This is a genomic window from Halomonas maura (genome assembly GCF_030409305.1).
Taxonomy (GTDB): Bacteria; Pseudomonadota; Gammaproteobacteria; order Pseudomonadales; family Halomonadaceae; genus Halomonas; species Halomonas maura.
Map to the genome: position 1 here is coordinate 375,884 of NZ_JAUFPQ010000023.1, position 17,055 is coordinate 392,938.

The 17,055-nt window shown below is 68.8% G+C and carries 8 protein-coding genes; 2 read left to right on the top strand and 6 right to left on the bottom strand.

Annotation, left to right across the window (positions count from 1 at the left end; all coding sequences use genetic code 11):
• Nucleotides 1-31: 31 nt before the first annotated feature.
• Nucleotides 32-2,929 (bottom strand): AsmA family protein, encoded by a 2,898-nt coding sequence (locus QWY76_RS16435; RefSeq protein ID WP_290312405.1) that lies wholly within the window; start codon nt 2,927-2,929, stop codon nt 32-34.
• 166 nt (nt 2,930-3,095) lie between these two features.
• Between QWY76_RS16435 and mutS the strand changes: the two genes are divergently transcribed.
• Both mutS and fdxA read left to right on the top strand, forming a co-directional pair.
• Complete coding sequence (gene mutS, locus QWY76_RS16440; RefSeq protein WP_290312406.1) at nt 3,096-5,672, top strand: DNA mismatch repair protein MutS; 2,577 nt, start codon at nt 3,096-3,098, stop codon at nt 5,670-5,672.
• A 156-nt stretch (nt 5,673-5,828) separates the two neighbouring features.
• Nucleotides 5,829-6,152, top strand: coding sequence for a ferredoxin FdxA (fdxA, locus tag QWY76_RS16445; RefSeq protein ID WP_290312407.1), 324 nt, complete (start codon nt 5,829-5,831; stop codon nt 6,150-6,152).
• 484 nt (nt 6,153-6,636) lie between these two features.
• On the opposite strand, the gene eno is transcribed toward fdxA, so the two are convergent.
• The 5 genes from eno to gltB form a co-directional block, all read right to left on the bottom strand.
• Nucleotides 6,637-7,929: a phosphopyruvate hydratase gene (gene eno, locus QWY76_RS16450; RefSeq protein ID WP_290312408.1), complete on the bottom strand. Its 1,293-nt coding sequence runs from the start codon at nt 7,927-7,929 to the stop codon at nt 6,637-6,639.
• A gap of 35 nt (nt 7,930-7,964) precedes the next feature.
• The gene (gene kdsA / locus QWY76_RS16455) at nt 7,965-8,816 is read right to left on the bottom strand and encodes a 3-deoxy-8-phosphooctulonate synthase (protein ID WP_290312410.1); all 852 of its coding nucleotides are present in this window, start codon (nt 8,814-8,816) and stop codon (nt 7,965-7,967) included.
• A 5-nt stretch (nt 8,817-8,821) separates the two neighbouring features.
• A complete protein-coding gene (pyrG, locus tag QWY76_RS16460; protein ID WP_290312411.1) occupies nt 8,822-10,477 on the bottom strand; it encodes a CTP synthase in 1,656 nt (551 codons plus the stop codon).
• Between the two features lie 290 nt (nt 10,478-10,767).
• Nucleotides 10,768-12,186 carry an FAD-dependent oxidoreductase gene (locus QWY76_RS16465; RefSeq protein WP_290312412.1) on the bottom strand — a complete coding sequence of 473 codons (1,419 nt, stop codon included), beginning with the start codon at nt 12,184-12,186 and terminating at the stop codon, nt 10,768-10,770.
• Nucleotides 12,187-12,210: 24 nt separating this feature from the next.
• The gene (gene gltB, locus QWY76_RS16470) at nt 12,211-16,659 is read right to left on the bottom strand and encodes a glutamate synthase large subunit (RefSeq protein ID WP_290312413.1); all 4,449 of its coding nucleotides are present in this window, start codon (nt 16,657-16,659) and stop codon (nt 12,211-12,213) included.
• Nucleotides 16,660-17,055 lie beyond the last annotated feature (396 nt).

Consider the following 17,055-nt stretch of genomic DNA (forward strand, 5'->3'; position numbering starts at 1 on the left):
CGACAGCTTAGCAGACAAGGGCCCGGCGACGTCATGACTCGCCGGCCGGAAAGTCCTCGAGCACCCGACGACAGCCCGGCCCGACCGATTCACCGGTGCCCGGCTCGATCCATGGCAGGATCGCCAGCGGTGGCGCGATCAGGGCCCCCAGCATCGAGAGGATCCCGCGCGCCACCAGTTCCCGCGACACCACATCGACCCGCGGACTCTCCAGCGGCCCGCGGAGGGTCACCGGGGAGTTCGAGGCAGGCAGGCTGACGTCCTTGGGGTGTGCCTCGAAGACCAGCTCGAGGCGCTCGGCATCCAGGTCGATGGCCCCGCCACCGGTCAGGTTGGAGTCGTCCGTGTCGATGAACAGCTGCGTCAAGGCCGCCCGCCCGCGGTCGCTGTCGAGGCGGGCGTAGGCACAGCGCATGGCCACCTGCTGGGACCCGCTCAGCGCGGCCAGCAGGGCCTCGCCGACGTCGAGCCCGATGGCCTCGATCAGCAGCATATCCAGGCGCCCCCCGGCCATGGCCAGCTCCAGGGTGCCGTCGAGACTCGCCATGCTCTCGTCGAGCGAGCGACCGCGGAAGCGCAGCGCGCCCTCGCCGCCGAGCGTTCCGGCGGAGTCCCGGGCGACCTCGGGCAACCCGGCGCGCCGCAGCAACGGCTTGAGGTTGACCCCGCGCAGGGCGATATCGAGATCGCCCTGCAGGACCTCACCCCGCGCGTCGAGGCGCGTCCGCCCCGTCACCTCACCGCCACCGAGGCCGATGCGCAGCGGCGCCAGGGTGAGCTGCCCGCGTTCCAGGGCGAGGTCGACGGCCACGTCGGACAGCGGCACATGCCGGGCGTTCACGCTGGCCGCCCGATACGTCACCTCGGCGTCCATGCGGCGCAACCCGGCCAGGTTCCAACGACGGTCAGGGAAGACGCCGGGGCGTCGCGCCTGCTGCCGGGCAAGACGCCGCTGCTCCGGCGAGGCCTCCTCCCCCGGCCCGGTGTCGGGCGCCAGGCCGACCAGCGGCCCGAGGTCGTCGAGATCGAGGCGTCGCGACGTCAGGCGGGCCTGCAAGCGGTGGCGCTCGCCGAGGTGCAGGCTGAGCTCGCCGGCGAGGTCGCTGTCTCCCACCCGCCCTCGGGCGTCGCGCAGGCGGACCCGATCCTCCTGCAGCCGCAGCTCGCCGCTCAACTCGTAGGGCGGCAGCTCCGGCAGGGGCAGGCCGAGGAGGGGAGTGAGCCGGGACGGACTGGGTCCCGACAGCTGGAAGCGACCGGTCACCGCGGCGAGCTGCAGCGGCTGCTGGATGCTGCCATCCACCCGCAGCCGGGTCTCCCGCGAGGTGATCAGGCCCCGTACCGGATAGGGCCGGTCGGGCACGTTCAGGTCCAGCAGCGGCCCGACCGTCAGGTCATAGGCGAAGGGCTCGTCGCGGTAGCGCCCGCGCCCCCGCAGGAGTACGCCGGGGACCGCGCTCCCCTCGACCGGGGCGGTCTCGGCGTTCAGCGCCAGCGCCAGCGACTGCGCCGGGGCGCGATAGTCGAGCGAGGTGTCGTCGAAGGCCAGGGTCGCCTCGGTGATCCGCACCCGCAGGCGCCCATCGAGGGTGCCTGCCTCGGGATAGCCCAGCGGTGCCAGGACCTCTCCCAGCTCGAGGCGCGTCACCCGGGTGTCGAGATCGCCGGCGAGGGTCCCGGCGCCGACCTCGAGCCAGCCCCGGGTGGTCAGCGCACTCTGGCCCCGGGCGACATGCAGTCGCGCCAGGTCCAGGCGATTCGCCTCGAGCCGGCCGTCGACGGCGACATCGTCGAGCACCGTGTCGCCGTAGCCCAGCCGACCCACTTCCAGCGCCAGCTCGGCGTCGAGGCGACGCAGCGGCGCCAGGCGCTGCGCCCAGCGCCGATTCCAGGTGATGTCCTCGAGCGTCTCCTCGATCTCGCGCTCGGCCTCGCGGCGCTCCTCGGGCCGGCGGAGCCGGGTGATGCCCCAGCGCTCCAGGCTCAGGCGATCGGCCTTGAGCCGCGCCTCGAGGCGGGGCCGCCCGCCCGGGGCGAAGACCAGCGTCCCGGCCACATGGCTCTCCCCCAGGTGACCGTCGAAGTCGTCCAGCGCCCAGCGCGAGGGCATATAGTCCAGGCGTCCAGCGAGATCCAGCGCCGGCAGGTCCAGGCCCGGCCGGCCCACCAGCCCGGCCAGGTCGGCCTCCTCCGGTGCGACCAGCTCGATCCGCCCGACGAGATGCGCCCCGTCCAGGCGGCCGTCGAGTCGGGCCCGGACATGCCCCAGGCGCGCCCCGACGGCCAGCGGGTAGTCGGCTCGGGAGGCCATCAGGCCCGCCAGGGGGGCGCCTCGCCCGCTGGCCCGCAGTGGCTGGCCGCGAACGGCCCCGCGGGCGGCGATGGTCAGCCCGGCCGACGGGTCGCCATCCCGGTCGGTGTCCAGGGCGACGCTCAGGTCGATCTCCCGGGCCGGGTCTCGATAGGTCAGCCGCCCCCGCGCCACACTGACGCGCCCGGGGCGCAGCCCCGAGCCGTCCCCGGCTGCCGCCCGCTTGCCCACCAGACCGGTCCAGTTGCGGCGGCCGTCCGGGTGTCGCCTCAAGTGAAGCTCGGGACGCACCAGGGCGAGGCTCACCAGCTCCACGCGACCCTGCAGCAGGCGGGTGGTGTCCAGGGCGACGCTCAGCGACGCCAGGTGCAGCAAGTGCGGCTGACGCGCCCAGGCGGGATTGTCGACGCCGACGTCCTCGAGGCGCACCGTCAGCGGCCAGCCCCAGTCGATCTCCAGGGCACCGATCGTTACCGCCCGCCCGTTCAGGCGCTGACTGACCTGGTCCTCCAGCCAATGCCGTGCCCAGGGGGACTCCAGCAGCAGCATCGCCGACACCACCCCCACGAGCCCCAGCCCCAGGAGGGCCGCCAACCCGCGCCGAACCGCCTTGGCCACGTCCGCCTCCCGTCGCCCGGCCCCCGCCCTGCCCCGCCCCGGGGCTGGCCGAGCCTCCCCTTGAGGATAGCCGAGGCTGGCCGCCGAGCTGTCATGGCAGCGGCGGTCTGCGCTAGAATTGCCGCTCGCAAATGCCCCGACACAATCAACCCCGTAAGGCGTGACGATGCAGTCAGCTCCCCAACACACGCCGATGATGGCGCAGTACCTGAAGATCAAGCGCGAGCATCCGGAAGTGCTGCTGTTCTACCGCATGGGCGACTTCTACGAGCTGTTCTTCGAGGATGCCAAGCGCGCCGCCGCCCTGCTCGACATCACTTTGACCCAGCGCGGCCAGTCGGCGGGCCAGCCGATTCCCATGGCCGGCGTGCCCTACCACAGTGCCGAAGGCTACCTCGCCCGACTGGTCCAGGCCGGCGAGTCGGTGGCCATCTGCGAGCAGATGGGCGACCCGGCGACCAGCAAGGGCCCGGTGGAGCGCCAGGTGGTGCGCATCGTCACCCCCGGCACCCTCTACGACGAGGCCCTGCTCGACGCGCGCCGCGACAACCTGGTGGTGGCGGTCCACCCCGCCGGCGAACGCTGGGGCCTGGCCTGGCTGGAGCTGTCCAGCGGGCGCTTCAGCGTGCTGGAGGTCGAGGGCGAGGCCGAGATGCTTGCCGAGCTGACCCGCCTGGACCCGGCCGAGCTGCTGCTCCCCGAGAGCCTCGCCCTGCCCCCCGGCCTCGAGGAGCGCCGCGGCCTGCGCCGCCAGAGCGACTGGCTGTTCGACCTCGAGTCCGCCACCCGCACCCTGTGCGACCAGTTTGCGGTCCAGGACCTGCGCGGCTTCGGCTGCGCCCACCTGGAGGCGGCCCTCACCGCCGCCGGGGTGCTGATCGACTATGCCCGGGACACCCAGCGCTCGCGCCTGCCCCACGTCACCGCCATCGGCGTGGAGAGCCGCGATGACGCCGTGGTGATCGATGCCGCCAGCCGGCGCAACCTGGAGATCGACATCAACCTCGGCGGCGGCACTGACAACACCCTGGCCAGCGTGCTCGACACCACCGCCACCGCCATGGGCTCGCGGCTGCTCAAGCGCTGGCTGAATCGCCCGCTGCGCGACCGCGCCCAGGTGGGCGGTCGCCAGGCGGCGGTGGCCGCCCTGCTCGACCGGGACGGCTTCGCGCCGCTGCGCGACGCGCTCAAGGCCATCGGCGACGTGGAGCGCATTCTCGCCCGGGTCGCCCTCTACAGTGCCCGGCCCCGTGACCTGGCGCGCCTGCGCGATGCCCTGGCCGCCCTGCCCGAGCTGCAGGGCGAGTTGGCCGATTACCCGGACGGCACCGCCCTGGACGAGCTGAAGCGCCATATCCGCCCCTACCCGACTCTCGCCGACACCCTGGCCCGGGCGCTGGTGGAGAACCCGCCGGTGGTGATCCGCGACGGCGGGGTGATCGCCGAGGGCTTCGACGCCGAGCTCGACGAGCACCGTGGGCTGGCCGAGCATGCCGGCGACTATCTGGTGCAACTGGAGACCCGGGAGCGCGAGCGCACCGGCCTGCCCGGGCTCAAGGTGGGCTACAATCGGGTCCACGGCTACTACATCGAGATTCCCCGCGCCCAGGCCCGCGATGCCCCGGTGGACTACATCCGCCGCCAGACCCTCAAGAACGCCGAACGCTTCATCATCCCCGAGCTCAAGGAGTTCGAGGACAAGGCCCTGTCGGCCAAGTCCCGGGCCCTGGCCCGCGAAAAGCTGCTCTACGAGAGCCTGCTGGACGAGCTCAATGCCGAGCTCGGCGCCCTGCAGGCCAGCGCTCGCGCCCTGGCCGCCCTGGACGTACTGGCCGCGTTCGCCGAGCGCTCCCGGGCCCTGGACCTGGTGCGCCCGACGCTGCCCGAGGCCCCCGGCCTGGCCATCCGCGGCGGCCGCCACCCGGTGGTCGAGCGGGTCAGCGACGCGCCCTTCGTGCCCAACGACCTGCAGCTGGACGACGAGCGCCGCATGCTGGTGATCACCGGCCCCAACATGGGCGGCAAGTCGACCTACATGCGCCAGGCGGCGCTGATCACCCTGCTCGCCCATACCGGCAGCTTCGTGCCCGCCGACGAGGCGGTGATCGGCCCGGTGGATCGCATCTTCACCCGCATCGGCTCCTCGGACGACCTGGCCGGCGGGCGCTCCACCTTCATGGTGGAGATGACCGAGACCGCCAACATCCTGCACAACGCCACCGACCACAGCCTGGTGCTGATGGACGAGATCGGCCGGGGCACCTCGACCTTCGATGGCCTGTCGCTGGCCTGGGCCAGCGCCGAGCACCTGACCCGCAGCCGCGCCTTCACGCTGTTCGCCACCCACTACTTCGAGATGACGGCGCTGGCGGATCAGCTGCCGGGGGTGGCCAACGTCCACCTGACGGCGGCGGAGCACCGCGACGGCATCGTCTTCATGCACCGGGTGGAGGATGGCCCGGCCAGTCAGAGCTATGGTCTTCAGGTCGCCCAGCTCGCCGGCGTGCCTCAGGGGGTGATCAGCCGGGCCCGGCAGAAGCTCACCCACCTGGAGCAGCAGGAGGTCGATCAAGGCCAGCGCCTCGACGGCGCCTCGCTGGACGGCGCCGCCCCGCCCCAGCAGGCCGACCTCTTCGCCAGCGCCCCGCATCCGGTGGTCGAGAGCCTCTCGGGGCTGCAACTGGACGAGCTGACCCCGCGCCAGGCGCTGGAGTGGCTCTACCGCTGGCAGGAAAGCCTGTGACCGCGCGGGGTTCGCTTGCGGGAGGCGGGGCTGGCCGACTAGAATGGTTCGACCCAGTTCTACATATTATAAAAGCAACCGTTTTTATAACCTAAAATTCAACATTCAAGACCGATCGGCCGTGGCGCGCCCCGGCCCCGAGGAAGGGAGACTGACATGACATTCGTCGTCACCGAAAACTGCATCAAGTGCAAGTACACCGACTGTGTCGAGGTCTGCCCGGTGGACTGCTTCTACGAGGGGCCCAACTTCCTGGTGATCCACCCCGACGAGTGCATCGATTGCGCGCTGTGCGAGCCCGAGTGCCCGGCCGAGGCGATCTACTCCGAGGACGAGTTGCCCGAGGGCCAGGAGCAGTTCATCGAGATCAATGCCGAGCTCTCGGAGGTGTGGCCGAACATTGCCGAGAAGAAGGACCCGCCGGCCGACGCCGAGGACTGGGACGGCAAGCCCGGCAAGCTGGAGCAACTGGAGCGCTAAGCCCCGGACTCTCCGGTCAGACACGACGACGCCGAATGTCTCTCGACATTCGGCGTCGTCGTCTTGCCCTGCCTGCGGAGGAGAACACCGAAAAAAAAGGGCGACCCTGCAGGCCGCCCGCTCCAAGCCGTCCTTGAGCGGCTCCTTCCGCTCGCTCTCCCTGAGTGACTTCCCTGCGCGGAGGCGACGTCCTGTCGCACCGTGCGCACTCGAAACAGCATCCCGTGGCATCCTGCCGGGAGAGACTCCGCTCTCCCTGATCCCGCGTTCATTGTGGCAGGGATTGACGACTTCTCAACCCTCCCCAGCCGCCCACTCGCCGACGCGATCTCCGCGGCCATCGAAAAAAACAATTTATAATCAATAAGATAAAAAAAGACCGACACCCAAGCGTCGGTCTTTCCCAGGCTAACTGTGGTCGATATCGTCGTCGCCATGTAGGCGATTTCCTACACCTCACGCCGACAAAGACAACAGTGTTCGCTTACTGGCCCTTGATCGCGGCGCGCCCCGGGTAGTCCACCCGGTCACCGAGGTCCTGCTCGATCACCAGCAGGCGGTTGTACTTGGCGACGCGGTCGGAGCGGCACAGCGAGCCGGTCTTGATCTGGCCGGCGGCGGTGCCCACCGCCAGGTCGGCGATGGTGGTGTCCTCGGTCTCGCCGGAGCGATGGGAGATCACCGCGGTGAAGCCGGCGTCCTGGGCCATGCGGATCGCGTCCAGGGTCTCGGAGAGCGAGCCGATCTGGTTGAACTTGATCAGGATGGAATTGCCGATCTGCTCATCGATGCCGCGCTGGAGGATCCGGGTGTTGGTGACGAAGAGGTCGTCGCCGACCAGCTGCACGCGATCGCCGAGCTTGTCGGTGAGGGCCTTCCAGCCGTCCCAGTCGGACTCGTCCATGCCATCCTCGATGGAGACGATCGGGTACTGGTCGCACAGCTCGACCAGGTAGTCGGCGAAGCCGCCGGCGTCGAAGGACTGGCCCTCGCCGGCCAGATTGTACCGGCCATCCTGGTAGAACTCGGAGGAGGCGCAGTCCAGCGCCAGGGTGATGTCGGAGCCGAGCGTGTAGCCGGCATCGGACACCGCCTGCTTGATCACCGCCAGGGCCTCGGCGTTGGACGCCAGGTTGGGCGCGAAACCGCCCTCGTCGCCCACCGAGGTGGACAGCCCGCGTGCGGAGAGCACCTTCTTCAGGGCGTGGAAGATCTCGGCGCCCATGCGCAGCCCCTCGCGGAAGCTGGGCGCGCCCACCGGCTGGATCATGAACTCCTGGATGTCGACGTTGTTGTCGGCATGCTCGCCGCCGTTGAGGATGTTCATCATCGGCACCGGCATGCGGTACTGGCCCGGCTGGCCGTAGAGCTCGGCGATATGCGCGTAGAGCGGCACGCCCTTGGCCGCGGCGGCGGCCTTGGCGGCGGCCAGGGACACGGCGAGGATGGCGTTGGCGCCGAGGGTGGCCTTGTTGTCGGTGCCGTCGAGTTCGAGCATGGCGTTATCCAGGCCACGCTGGTCGCGGGCATCCATGCCGACCAGGCGCTCGCGGATGCTCCCGTTGACGGCGTCGACGGCCTTCGACACGCCCTTGCCCAGGTAGCGGGACTTGTCGCCATCGCGCAGCTCGAGGGCCTCGCGGGAACCGGTGGAGGCCCCGCTCGGGGCGCAGGCCACGCCGATGGCGCCGCTCTCCAGGCGCACCTCGGCCTGTACGGTGGGGTTGCCGCGGGAGTCGAGCACCTCGAGGGCGCGAATATCGACGATCTTGGTCATGTTGGTCGTCCTTAGCGAGTCAGCGTTGAGGGAAATCAGGCAATCTCGAGCGGGGAGAACCCCTTCACCAGGTCGTCCAGGGCCTTGAGCTGGGCCAGGAAGGGCTCGAGCTTGTCCAGCGGCAGCGCACAGGGGCCGTCGCACTTGGCGTTGTCCGGGTCCGGGTGCGCCTCCAGGAAGAGGCCAGCCAGCCCCACGGCGACCCCCGCCCGGGCCAGCTCGGCGACCTGGGCGCGACGCCCGTCGGCGCTGTCGGCCCGGCCACCCGGGCGCTGCAGGGCATGGGTGACGTCGAACAGCAGCGGGTAGCCGGTCTGCTTCATGTCACCGAAGCCGAGCATGTCCACGATCAGGTTGTTGTAGCCGAAGCTGGTGCCGCGCTCGCAGAGGATCAGCCGGTCGTTGCCGGCCTCCTCGCACTTGCGCAGGATATGGCGCATCTCATGGGGCGCCAGGAACTGCGGCTTCTTGATGTTGATCACCGCCCCGGTGGCGGCCATGGCCACCACCAGGTCGGTCTGGCGGGCGAGGAAGGCCGGCAGCTGGATGACGTCGGCCACCTCGGCGACGGGCTTGGCCTGCCAGGGCTCGTGGACATCGGTGATGATCGGCACGCCGAAGCGTTCCTTGACCTCGGCGAGGATCGCCAGGCCCTTGTCGAGGCCCGGCCCGCGGAAGGAGTGGATGGAGCTGCGGTTGGCCTTGTCGAAGCTGGCCTTGAACACATAGGGCATGCCCAGGCGCCCGCTGACCTCGACATAGGCCTCGGCGACCTCGAGGGCCAGCTCCCGGGATTCCAGCACGTTCATGCCGCCGAACAGGGTCAGCGGCAGGGCATTGCCGACCGCCAGGCCGGCGACGTCGATATGGCGATCGGGGGCGGTCATCGTGCTCACTCCTGCGGGGCGGTCTGGGCGCGGCTGCGTACCGCCTTGTGCTCCAGGGCCGCGTTGACGAAGCCGGTGAACAGCGGATGGCCGTCACGGGGGGTCGAGGTGAATTCCGGGTGGAACTGGCAGGCCACGTACCAGGGGTGGTCGGCCAGCTCGACCATCTCCACCAGGGAGTTGTCGACGCTGCGCCCGGAGACCACCAGGCCGGCCTTCTCGAGGGCCTCGACGAACTGGTTGTTGACCTCGAAGCGATGGCGGTGGCGCTCGACGATCTCCTCGTCGCCGTAGGCCTCGCGGGCCTTCGAGCCCGGCGCCAGGCGACAGACCTGGCCGCCCAGGCGCATGGTGCCGCCGAGGTCGGAGGCCTCGTCGCGCAGCTCGATCTTGCCTTCCGGGTTGATCCACTCGGTGATCAGGCCGACCACCGGGTGCTGGGTGTCATGGGTGAACTCGGTGGAGTTGGCGTCGCTCCAGCCGGCCTGGTGGCGGGCGAACTCGATCACCGCCACCTGCATGCCCAGGCAGATGCCCAGGTAGGGGATCTTGTTCTCCCGGGCGAAGCGGGCCGTGGCGATCTTGCCCTCCACGCCACGCTCGCCGAAGCCGCCGGGCACCAGGATGGCGTCCTTGCCGGCCAGGCGCTCCGGGCCATGACGCTCGATGTCCTCGGAGTCGATGTAGTCGATGTTGACCTTCACCCGACTCTGGATGCCGGCGTGCACCAGCGCCTCGTTGAGCGACTTGTAGGCGTCGAGCAGCTCCATGTACTTGCCGACCATGGCGATGTTGATCGACTTGAGCGGGTTGAGCTTGGCATCGAGGACGCGGATCCACTCGGTCAGGTCGGCCTCGCCGGCCTCCAGGCGCAGCTTGTCGCAGACGATCTCGTCCAGGCCGTGCTCGTGGAGCATCAGCGGGATGCGGTAGATGGTGTCGGCGTCCTGCAGCGGGATGACCGCGCGTTCCTCGACATTGGTGAACAGGGCGATCTTGCGCCGCTCGGTCTCCTCCAGCTCGACCTCGCTGCGGCAGATCAGGATGTCCGGCTGGATGCCGATGGAGCGCAGCTCCTTGACGCTGTGCTGGGTCGGCTTGGTCTTGGTCTCGCCGGCGGTCTTGATGTAGGGCACCAGGGTCAGGTGCATGAAGATCGCCCGGCTGGCCCCCAGCTCGCTGCGGATCTGGCGGATCGACTCGAGGAAGGGCAGCGACTCGATATCGCCCACCGTGCCGCCGATCTCGACCAGGGCCACGTCGGCCCCCTTGCCGCCCTCGTAGACGCGGCGCTTGATCTCGTCGGTGATGTGCGGGATCACCTGCACGGTGCCGCCCAGGTAGTCGCCGCGGCGCTCCTTGCGCAGCACGTGCTCGTAGACCCGGCCGGTGGTGAAGTTGTTGGCCTGGGTCATCTTCGTGCGGATGAAGCGCTCGTAGTGCCCGAGGTCCAGGTCGGTCTCGGCCCCATCCTCGGTGACGAATACCTCGCCGTGCTGGAAGGGGCTCATGGTGCCCGGATCCACGTTGATGTAGGGATCGAGCTTGAGCATGGTGACCTTGAGGCCGCGGGCCTCGAGAATCGCCGCCAGCGATGCCGACGCGATGCCCTTGCCGAGAGAGGACACAACGCCGCCGGTCACGAAGATATATCGTGTCATGGAGAACCTGTCGAAACGTGATCGGTAGGCCCGGCAGGAAGCCGCGCCAGGATGGGACGACAGCGTAGCAGAATACGACCATTGGCTCAATTTGAGCGCCGAGCGCCCGGAGTCAAAGGCCGCGGCATCCCGGCGACAGGCCTGCGAGGAGGCGCTGTGAACCCCTCCCTGGGCGCTACCGACGCCATCCATGGCATAGGACCTCCTCTCCGGCCTGTCCCCGGCGCCGCTCGCTTCGAGCCTAGAGCCGGATGTTCCCTCCCCCCGGCCCGAGGCCCGTCGCCCGTGGCTTACACCTCCAGGTAGTCGAGGATGCCCTCTCCGGCCTGGCGCCCCTCGTAGACCGCGGTGACCACCAGGTCGGAGCCGCGCACCATGTCGCCGCCGGCGAAGACCTTCTCGTTGGTGGTCTGGAAGGCGTGAGTGGCGTGTTCCGGGGCCTTGACCCGACCGCGCTCGTCGACCTCGATGCCCACGGTCTCGAACCAGGGGGCCGGGCTCGGCTGGAAGCCGAAGGCGATGACCACGGCATCGGCGGGCACCACCTCCTCGGAGCCGGGCACCACCTCGGGACGCTGGCGGCCGTTCTCGTCGGGCTCGCCGAGGCGCGTGCGCACCACCTTGACCCCCTCGACGGCGCCCTCGCCGACCACCGCCACCGGCTGGCGGTTGAACAGGAACTCGACGCCCTCCTCGCGGGCGTTGGCCACTTCCTTGCGCGACCCGGGCATGTTCTCCTCGTCGCGCCGGTAGGCGCAGGTCACCGCCGCGGCGCCCTGGCGGATGGCGGTGCGGTTGCAGTCCATGGCGGTGTCACCGCCGCCCAGCACCACGACCTTCTGGCCTTCCAGCGAGACATAGTCCGCCGGGTCCTTCTCGAAGCCCAGGCAATGGTTGACGTTGGCGATCAGGTAGTCGAGCGCCTTGTGCACGCCGGGCAGGTCCTCGCCGGGGAAGCCCCCTTCCATGTACTTGTAGGTGCCCATGCCGAGGAAGACGGCATCGTATTCCTCGAGCAGCGTATCGAAGGACATGTCGCGGCCGATCTCCACGCCCAGGCAGAACTCCACGCCCATCTCCTCGAACACCGCCCGGCGCCGCTCCATCACGGTCTTCTCGAGCTTGAACTCGGGGATGCCGAAGGTCAGCAGGCCGCCGATCTCGGGGTACTTGTCGAACACCACCGGCTTGACGCCGTTGCGCACCAGGATGTCGGCGCAGCCGAGCCCCGCCGGGCCGGCGCCGATGATCGCCACGCGCTTGTCGGTCCAGGTAACGCTGGACATGTCCGGACGCCAGCCCATGGCGAAGGCGGTGTCGGTGATGTACTTCTCCACCGAGCCGATGGTCACCGCGCCGAAGCCGTCATTGAGGGTGCAGTCGCCCTCGCAGAGACGGTCCTGGGGGCAGACCCGACCGCACACCTCGGGCAGCGAGTTGGTGCGGTGGGAGAGCTCGGCGGCCTCCAGGATGTTGCCCTCGCTGACCAGCTGCAGCCAGTTGGGGATGTAGTTGTGGACCGGGCACTTCCACTCGCAGTAGGGGTTGCCGCAGTGCAGGCAGCGGTGCGCCTGACTGGCCGCCTCCTGGGGCTTGAACGGCTCGTAGATCTCGGCGAATTGCCGGGCCCGGGTGCGGGCCGGCCTCTTCTCGGGGTCCTGGCGACCCACGTCGATGAACTGGAAATCATTGCTCAAACGGTTGGCCATGTTCTGTGCTCCTATGCTCCGGGCTTACTCGGGACGCCGACGGGATTCTTCCAGCAGGCTGGCGAGGCTCGCCGCCTTGGGCTTCACCAGCCAGAAATGGCGGACGAAGTCGCTGAAGTCCTCGAGGATGTCGCGGCCGCGCTGCGAGCCGGTCTCCGCGACGAATTCCTCGATCACCTCCCTCAGGTGTCGCCGATGGGCCTCCATGGCCTCGGTGTTGATGCGGTGGATCTCCACCAGTTCATGGTTGTACTTGTCGACGAAGGTACGGTCCTCGTCGAGCACGTAGGCGAAACCGCCGGTCATGCCGGCGCCGAAGTTGACGCCGGTCTCGCCGAGTGCCGTGATCAGGCCGCCGGTCATGTACTCGCAGCAGTGGTCCCCGGCCCCCTCGATCACCGCATGGGCGCCGGAGTTGCGCACCCCGAAGCGCTCGCCGGCGGTGCCGGCGGCGAACAGCTTGCCGCCGGTGGCGCCGTACAGGCAGGTGTTGCCGATGATCGCCGTCTTGTGGCTCTCGAAGGCGCTCTCGCGGGGCGGCACGATCACCACCTTGCCGCCGTTCATGCCCTTGCCGACGTAGTCGTTGGCATCGCCCTCGAGGTAGAGCTGCAGGCCGCGGGCGTTCCACACGCCGAAGCTCTGGCCGGCCACGCCACGGAAGCGGGCGGTGACCGGCGCCTCCTCGAGGCCGGCCTCGCCATAGCGCTTGGCGATCACGCCGGAGGCCAGCGCGCCCACCGAGCGGTCGCAGTTGGTGATGGCGAAGTCGAACTCGCCGCCGGAGCGGTCCTCGATGGCGGCCTCGAGCGCCTCCAGCACCTCCTGGTTCTTGGCCCCCGGGTCATGGGGCACGTTGCGGCTGACGCGGCAGAACTGCGGTGCCTCGGCCGGCACGAAGTCGTTGGTCATCAGCGGCGACAGGTCGAGCCGGCGCTGGGAGGACGTCACCCCCTCGATCGCCTCGAGCAGGTCGGTACGCCCGATCAGCTCGGTCAGCTGGCGCACGCCGAGCATGGCCATCAGCTCACGCACCTCCTCGGCGATGAAGCGGAAGTAGTGCTTGACCATGTCCACGGTGCCGCGGAAATGCTCGTCGCGCAGGTACTGATGCTGGGTGGCCACGCCGGTGGCGCAGTTGTTGAGGTGGCAGATGCGCAGGTACTTGCAGCCCAGCGCGACCATCGGCGCGGTGCCGAAACCGAAACTCTCGGCACCGAGGATCGCCGCCTTGATCACGTCGAGGCCGGTCTTCAGGCCGCCGTCGGTCTGCAGGCGGATCTTGTCGCGCAGGCCGTTGATGCGCAGCGCCTGGTGGACCTCGGGCAGGCCCAGCTCCCAGGGGCTGCCGGCATGCTTGATCGAGGTCAGCGGGCTGGCCGCGGTGCCGCCGTCGTAGCCCGAGACGGTGATCAGGTCGGCATAGGCCTTGGCCACGCCGGTGGCGATGGTGCCGATGCCGGGCTCGGAGACCAGCTTCACCGAGACCTGGGCGTCCGGGTTGACCTGCTTGAGGTCGAAGATCAGCTGGGCCAGGTCCTCGATGGAATAGATGTCGTGGTGCGGCGGCGGCGAGATCAGGGTCACGCCGGGCACCGAGTAGCGCAGCCGGGCGATCAGCTCATTGACCTTGCCGCCGGGCAGCTGGCCGCCCTCGCCGGGCTTGGCGCCCTGAGCCACCTTGATCTGCAGCACCTCGGCGTTGGCCAGGTAGGCCGGGGTGACGCCGAAGCGGCCGGAGGCGATCTGCTTGATCTTGGAGCTGCGAATGGTGCCGTAGCGGGCCGGATCCTCGCCGCCCTCGCCGGAGTTCGAGCGCCCGCCGGCCTCGTTCATGGCCTGGGCCAGGGCCTCGTGAGCCTCCGGCGACAGCGCGCCCAGCGACATGCCGGCGCTGTCGAAGCGCGGCAGCAGGTCCTCGACCGGCTCGATCTCGTCCATCGGCAGCGGCGTCTCGGCCGGCTTGAGCCTGAGCAGGTCGCGAATGGTCGCCGGGTCGCGGTCATTGACCAGCGCCGCGAAGGTCTTCCACTTGGCGTAGTCGCCCTCCTGCACGGCCTCCTGCAGGGCCTTGACCACATCCGGGTTGTAGGCGTGGTACTCGTGGCCGTGCACGTACTTCATCAGGCCGCCATGGGAGATGCTCTTGCGCGGCTTCCAGGCATCCTTGGCCAGCAGCTCCTGCTGCAGCTGCAGCTCGGCGAAGCCGGTGCCCTCGATGCGCGAGGCCATGCCGGTGAAGCACAGCTCCATGACTTCGGAGGCCAGCCCCACGGCCTCGAACAGCTGCGAGCCACGGTAGGAGGCCAGGGTGGAGATGCCCATCTTGGAGAGGATCTTGAACAGCCCCTTCTGCAGCCCCTTGCGGTAGTTCTCCCGGGCATCGGCCGGATTGCCGACCAGTTCGCCGGTGCGGTGCATGTCGGCCATGACCTGGTAGGCCAGCCAGGGATAGACCGCGGTGGCGCCCACGCCGAACAGTACTGCCATCTGGTGGGCATCGCGGGCATAGCCGGTCTCCACCACGATATTGACCCGCGGGCGCAGGGCCAGGCGCCCCAGGTGATGGTGCACGGCCCCCACGGCCAGGGCGGCGTGGATCGGCAGCTGTCCCTTGTGCAGCTCGGCGTCGGAGAGCACCAGGATCACCTTGCCGTCGCCGGCGGCCTGCTCGGCCTGACGACACAGCGCCTGGAGGGCACCCTTGAGGCCGACCGATTCGGGATCATAGCCCAGCGACAGGGTGTGGCTGGCGAAGGCCGGGTCGTCCTGGGTGACCAGGGCGGTGAACTTGCGCGGCGACAGCACCGGCGTGGTCAGGATGATGCGATGGGCATGCTCCGGGGTCGCCTTGAAGACATTGCGCTCGGCGCCGATACACGCCTCCAGCGACATCACGATCGCCTCGCGCAGCGGATCGATCGCCGGGTTGGTGACCTGAGCGAACTTCTGGCGGAAGTAGTCGGTCAGCAGCCGGTGCTTGCCGGAGAGTACCGCCATGGGCGTGTCGTCGCCCATCGAGCCCACCGCCTCCTGGCCGCTCTCGGCCAGCGGACGCAGCACCTGGTCGCGCTCCTCGAAGCTGACCTGGAACATCTTCTGCTGCACGGCCAGCGGCTCGGCCTCCATGTTCTGGAAGCGCGCCAGCTCGGTGAGTGCCGACTCGAGGTAGTTGGCTTCCTGCTTGAGCCAGCGCTTGTAGGGGTAGGCGGACTTGAGCCGCTCGTCGATATCGGAGGTATGCAGCACCTCGCCGGTCTCGGTGTCCACGGCGAGGATCTGGCCGGGGCCGACCCGCCCCTTGGCGACCACGTCCTCGGGCTTGTAGTCGTAGGTGCCGATCTCCGAGGCCAGGGTGATGTAGCCGTTCCTGGTGATCACCCAGCGCGCCGGGCGCAGGCCGTTGCGGTCGAGCATGCACACCGCCTGACGACCGTCGGTCATGACCACCCCGGCCGGGCCGTCCCAGGGCTCCATGTGCATCGAGTTGTACTCGTAGAAGGCGCGCAGGTCGCCGTCCATGATCTCGACGTTCTGCCAGGCCGGCGGCACCATCATGCGTACCGCGCGATGCAGGTCCATGCCGCCGGTGAGCAGGACTTCCAGCATGTTGTCCATGCTCGAGGAGTCGGAGCCGGTGGTATTGACGATCTCGTCGAGCTCGGCGATGTCGGGCAGCCGCTCACTGACGAAGTTCTCCTTGCGCGAGTTCGCCCACCCCCGGTTGGCCTCGATGGTGTTGATCTCGCCGTTATGGGCCAGCAGGCGGAATGGCTGGGCCAGTGGCCAGCGCGGCGCGGTGTTGGTGGAGAAGCGCTGGTGGAAGACGCAGATCGCGGTCTCCAGACGGGCATCGCCCAGGTCCCGGTAGAAGGCCGGCAGGTCCACCGGCATCACCAGGCCCTTGTAGGAGACGACCTCGGTCGACAGCGAGCAGACGTAGAAGTCCTCGTCGTCGCGCATGGTCTGCTCGGCGCGGCGGCGCGCCATGAACAGGTCGACGTCGAAGGTATCGCTCGCCGCCTCACCGGGCGCGACGAACAGCTGGCGGATCCGCGGCAGGCAGTCCAGCGCCATGGGACCGCAGACGCTGGCATCCACCGGCACCTCACGCCAGCCCAGCACCGTCAGGCCGCGGGCCGCGATCTCGCTCTCGAGGGTCTCGCGGCCGCGCGCTTCCCGAGCATCGTCGTCGGGCAGGAAGATGGTACCCACGGCGAAACGATCGCCGAGCTCGACCCCGAGGGATTCCCTGGCGATCTCACGCATGAAGCCGTCGGGCATCTTCAGCAATAGGCCGCAGCCGTCGCCGGTCTTGCCGTCGGCGGCGATGCCCCCGCGGTGGGTCATGCAGGTCAGGGACTCGATGGCGGTCTGCAGCAGATCGTGGCTGGCCTGCCCCTCCATGTGGGCGATCAGGCCGAACCCGCAGTTGTCACGAAACTCGCCGGGTTGATGGAGACCTCTGTTCATGGGCGTGCCTCAGCTGATAAAGGTGTTTTTCTGCAGTTTCATGTGATATTTTATGGGGTTTTTCTTTTTTCACGATGCCGATCTCGAGGCATCAAGACTGCACGACAAAAGGCTGAACAGCATAGCCAGCCAGGCCCCCACCACGCAACGCCTCTTCCCTGCCCTGCGCCCAAAAACCATCGACAAATCCGTGACTTGCGATCGACAAAAAGAAAAAAAACCCGCCAACTCAACGAGTTGCACAATATCAAAACGGGCGTTTCATGCCCCGCAGGCATATACTAGACTTTAGTCTAATATGGCGCCTCGACCCCATACCGATACTGCATAAGGCATGCGAATTGATTAAGCCAGCCCCCGCAGCGGCCGGGCCGGGCCCGAAAACGACGACGCCCG

Excerpts from the sequence above, each read along its gene's own strand:
- mutS (WP_290312406.1), top strand. The coding sequence starts at position 3,096 with ATGCAGTCAGCTCCCCAACACACGCCGATGATGGCGCAGTACCTGAAG.
- fdxA (WP_290312407.1), top strand. The coding sequence starts at position 5,829 with ATGACATTCGTCGTCACCGAAAACTGCATCAAGTGCAAGTACACCGAC.
- eno (WP_290312408.1), bottom strand. The coding sequence starts at position 7,929 with ATGACCAAGATCGTCGATATTCGCGCCCTCGAGGTGCTCGACTCCCGC.
- kdsA (WP_290312410.1), bottom strand. The coding sequence starts at position 8,816 with ATGACCGCCCCCGATCGCCATATCGACGTCGCCGGCCTGGCGGTCGGC.
- pyrG (WP_290312411.1), bottom strand. The coding sequence starts at position 10,477 with ATGACACGATATATCTTCGTGACCGGCGGCGTTGTGTCCTCTCTCGGC.
- QWY76_RS16465 (WP_290312412.1), bottom strand. The coding sequence starts at position 12,186 with ATGGCCAACCGTTTGAGCAATGATTTCCAGTTCATCGACGTGGGTCGC.
- gltB (WP_290312413.1), bottom strand. The coding sequence starts at position 16,659 with ATGAACAGAGGTCTCCATCAACCCGGCGAGTTTCGTGACAACTGCGGG.